The following is a 3957-nucleotide window of genomic DNA, read 5'->3' on the forward strand; positions in this document are numbered from 1 at the left end:
AGAGCCGATGGTACTTGGACCGCAGGGTCCTGGGAGAGTAGGACGTCGCTAGGCAATAGAGAAAGATCCGATCTTACGCAGATCGGGTCTTTTTTCATAATTGCCTACTAATGATCAGTTTGTAGCTTTCGCCTAGTAAGAGTGTACAAGGTTTGTTTTTTACGCATGGTCTTGAAAAAATAAGAAGTCTTAGACATAAGTCTAAGACTTCTTTGGTATGAAATGGCTATTGAAACTGTTTTGCGATCTCTAGAAGAGATTTTTCAGAACCGATTTCCGTGTTCGGGTCAGCGTAGATATAGAAAACAATAGAACCATTCGACCACAACAGTTCAGTAAGTTTGCCATTAGTTGCGATCTTTCCTTGGGTACCGTTAATTTCAATTTCCTTTTCGGCCCCGCCAAGTGACCCAGTTTCACTGCCTTCTATCTGTCTAATGTTTAAAGAGTGTTTTTGGTCAGGTGACTGGAAGACAAGCCCAACGCCGTTATTTTTACCGGTATTGGGATTCAACTGAGGGACGATACTGGTCAATTCCAACTTATATGGAAGAGTTGTTGGGACAACGACTTTAAAACTGAGTTCTGTTTGCAATGTATCAAGTTGTTTCTTTGCAGAGATGGAAGCATCCGAATTAACAGGGGTTGTATTTTCATTTTTCACGGGTTCATTTCCACATCCAGTCAATAGAAGTGAAGTTGAAAGGAAAATAGTGAATACATACTTGCCGATACGCATGATCGACACCTCCTCTGTTTTTGCTAACATTATCATAAGTGGATAAATATAACAACACGGTATTCAAAATGATTGACGATAAGTACCGGGAAAAATCGAAACTCGTTATATTTTGTCTGTTTTATCTTTTACACTGGTGCTACTCTGTTATAAGAAATGCAGCATTCCGTGTAAGAAAAAAGGTCAAGGCAAATAACTTCAGGTCCCTTTCACAGATGGCTGCAAAAGATGTTACCGAGATCACAACTATCGAAAGTCCTCATGCAGAGTATTCATTTCGCGAATTCGAAGCTATTCAATTACTTAAAAATCTTCCAACGGAGCGCTGGTCACTAATTGAACTTTAAAATATTAAACGCACTTTCTTCTAAACGACCCGATCTTACGCAGATCGGGTCTTTTTTGCGTTTACCGCCGCTTCTTTTAATTGCTCCAGACTGTGCCACTCTACACAACCGGTGGGGAGGTCGGGGCGGGAGTGGTCGAGGAGGACTTGGAGGAGGTGTTCGATCGTTTGGAATGACGCGGGGCTCTTTTGCATTTCGAGCAGGGCATTGTAAGGCTTTTCCCCGCTGACTTCTTCGCCGAAAAAGGAGGCTTCGAAGTTGGGGACGGAGGCGAGCAGGCGCACGTGGGACGGATCGGGGTTCTGCTGGATCTCTTGATAGATCTTGATGTTGTGCGCCCAGGCCGGGTTGGCGATCTCTTTGCCGGTTTTGGTGACCGTTGTGGGGAGGTCGCTGTCGTGGAGTACGGAGTAGCTTGTCCCGAAATGGTTGAGGATCTTGATTAGGGAGATGATCGTCGCCTTGCCTCGCGCACGGATGATGTGCACGTTTTTGTAGCGACCGGGCTGGGCGGCGATGACGTGCTGGAAGGCGGTGTACTCGGTATCCCCTTCCACGATGATCACGTTCCCGCCAAAGAAAAACTCAGCCACGTGCGGGTCGCAGATGTTGAGCAGTTTCAATTTTTGCTTGTCGTCCTCGTCAAGCTGGACACGCTCCGGGCGGAACAAGGTTGTGCCTTTGATCTCACCGCGCGTGGTGCGCTCGACCCGAATGATCGTCGTGTTGTCACGGGAGAGGTCGAGAAACGCCGGGGAGTGGGTGGTGACCATCACCTGCCAGTTGTCCGTTTTCGGCAGGTCATACAAAACGCGGCAAGCTTCGCGCACGGCACCGGGGTGCAGGCAGAGCTCAGGCTCATCCAATAGTAGCACATGTGGGCGTTCCGCCAACTTCTCAGGCGTCTTTTTGCTGCGTGATTTTGGTTTGTCGAAGCCCTGTTCGGAGATATAGCGCAAGGCCGCCCAGAGCAAAGTGCGGCGCGCGCCGCTGCCTTGACGGTCGATGGTGCTCTGGTAGCCGTCTTGAGGGCCCATCAGTAGCTGAGGGGCTTTGAAGAACTGAATCGCTTTGTCCAGCTCTTCTTCCGGGCGAGCATCGAAGCGGATCGCATAATCGGGGAACACCTGCGAGATGATCTGGTTCACGCCCGCTTCAACTTCGGCGATGCGGGGGCGGGACTGGTCGACGATCAGCGTTTGCAGTTCGCCGAGCTTGTCGAGGACAAGCCCGTAATCGGTCGCTTGGACTCGCTCATTGAGGACGGAGAGCAGCAGGGCGAGGATTTTGTCGGACTGCTCTTTGGGATGGGTGAACGCATCGACCCGGTGCGGCTGGGGACGGCGGGAGTTGGCGATGTTGGCGGCGCCCCAAGGCACTTGAGCGTCCCAGGCGCCTTTTTCCACGTCATAGCCTTGGCGGATCGGGTCGCCGATGTCGCGCCAAAGCCATTTTTCGCGGACAAGCATCTCGCCTGTCGACGGGTCGGTGTGTATCCAACGCTGTCCGGGCAAGTCATTGTAGATGATGGTGTGCAGCTCGATCTCCGGCAGTGCGTCCGGCCGGATCTCCCCATTGGGAAAATCGTCGCGGGTCAGCTTACCCGCTTGGGAGCCTTCCGACATGACAACTTCGTAGGCGCGGAGGATCGAGCTTTTGCCGGCGTTGTTTGGGCCGACGAGCACAACGATGTCGTCAAGTTCGATTTCGACGGGTGTATGGACGATGCAGCGGAAGTTTTTGATGATCAGCTTGTTGAGGCGGGGGCGTTGCATGGGGCGGCACCTCCTGTGTGGTTGTTCGTCTCCAGTCTGGCCAAAAGGTATACAGTAAAGTCTAAGGATTGTAAAATCATGAGAAATCTTTTTAGAAGGATCGGTGAGGTGCTGAGGATGAAGTTTACAAACAAGGTGGCGTTATTGGCTGTGTTGGGGACGTTGCTGGCTTCTGGTTCGGTCTCGGCGGAGTTGCAGCGGGCTAACAGTTTTGCGGTCGCTTCGATCAGGGAAGGACAGCGGTTAGGCATTTTCCCGGGCACTTTGATCGGGAAGTTTCGGGCGCAGGATGTGGTGACGCACCGGGAGTTTGCTGTGATGCTGGCCTAAGCGATGCGCTTGGCTGTGCGGCCGACAGCAGACTCTGTTTTTGCAGATGTGGTGCCTGCAGAGTGGGGGAGCGCGGAGATCGAAGCGGTGCGCCGGGCTGATGGGCGGGCACGGGGAGAAGTTTCGTCCGGAGGAAGGAATGACGCGGGAAGAGCTGGCGGTGGTGTTGGTCAAGGCCAACGGGATGATCCTGCTGCATGGGGCAGAGTTCTGGGGCGGCTTTCGCGGTGATTACCTGTTTCAAGTTGCGGGACTGGAGCCGGGGGAAAGCGGGGTGTTTGATGCATAGCTGAAAAAAGTGACCGTGAAGTCGAACACGAACTTTCGGTTGGATGCAGAAGTCGAAACGCTGGAGTTCGAATCGCCTGAGGGCGGGGATGTCACGATGCTGCCGAACGCCCGCGTGGATCATGTCATCCGTAGAAACCAATGAAGATTCGCGACGTTGGGCAGGATAATGAAGAATGAGAACAAAAAATGAAGGTCGTTAGCGCTGATTTCGACAGCGGGCGAAATTTGTTCTCCAAACTGCCAAAATGATGAAAATCCGAGTTGTGACAAGCTATCCAGCCATGATATATTATCTCTTGTCGCCGCGAGAGACACGCGGTGATGATAGCCCAGCGAAGAACGCGACGTCCTGTCGCAACGCTGGACAATGAACATCTTGTATTGATCCTTGAAAACTAAACGAGTGTTACAGAGATGAGATACGAGTCAAGATACAAGCTTTCTAACTTTTATTGAGAGTTTGATCCTGGCTCAG

The 3957-nt window shown here is 51.7% G+C and carries 4 protein-coding genes; 2 read left to right on the forward strand and 2 right to left on the reverse strand.

Annotated elements, in window-relative coordinates; all coding sequences use genetic code 11:
• Nucleotides 1-226: 226 nt before the first annotated feature.
• Nucleotides 227-739 (reverse strand): hypothetical protein, encoded by a 513-nt coding sequence (locus tag EV586_RS20370; protein ID WP_132946903.1) that lies wholly within the window; start codon nucleotides 737-739, stop codon nucleotides 227-229.
• Nucleotides 740-1121: 382 nt separating this feature from the next.
• A complete protein-coding gene (locus EV586_RS20375; protein WP_132946904.1) occupies nucleotides 1122-2861 on the reverse strand; it encodes an ATP-dependent nuclease in 1740 nt (579 codons plus the stop codon).
• 117 nt (nucleotides 2862-2978) lie between these two features.
• Here EV586_RS20375 and EV586_RS20380 point away from each other — a divergent pair, with 117 nt between their 5' ends.
• Entirely contained in the window at nucleotides 2979-3191 is a 213-nt protein-coding gene (locus EV586_RS20380; protein WP_132946905.1) for a hypothetical protein, read from the forward strand.
• Nucleotides 3192-3231: 40 nt separating this feature from the next.
• On the forward strand, nucleotides 3232-3480 hold the full coding sequence (locus tag EV586_RS20385; RefSeq protein ID WP_132946906.1) for a hypothetical protein: 249 nt from the start codon (nucleotides 3232-3234) through the stop codon (nucleotides 3478-3480).
• Nucleotides 3481-3957 lie beyond the last annotated feature (477 nt).

Origin of the sequence: Tumebacillus sp. BK434 (genome assembly GCF_004340785.1) — a bacterium.
Taxonomy (GTDB): Bacteria; Bacillota; Bacilli; order Tumebacillales; family Tumebacillaceae; genus Tumebacillus_A.

Excerpts from the sequence above, each read along its gene's own strand:
- EV586_RS20380 (WP_132946905.1), top strand. The coding sequence starts at position 2,979 with ATGAAGTTTACAAACAAGGTGGCGTTATTGGCTGTGTTGGGGACGTTG.
- EV586_RS20370 (WP_132946903.1), bottom strand. The coding sequence starts at position 739 with ATGCGTATCGGCAAGTATGTATTCACTATTTTCCTTTCAACTTCACTT.
- EV586_RS20375 (WP_132946904.1), bottom strand. The coding sequence starts at position 2,861 with ATGCAACGCCCCCGCCTCAACAAGCTGATCATCAAAAACTTCCGCTGC.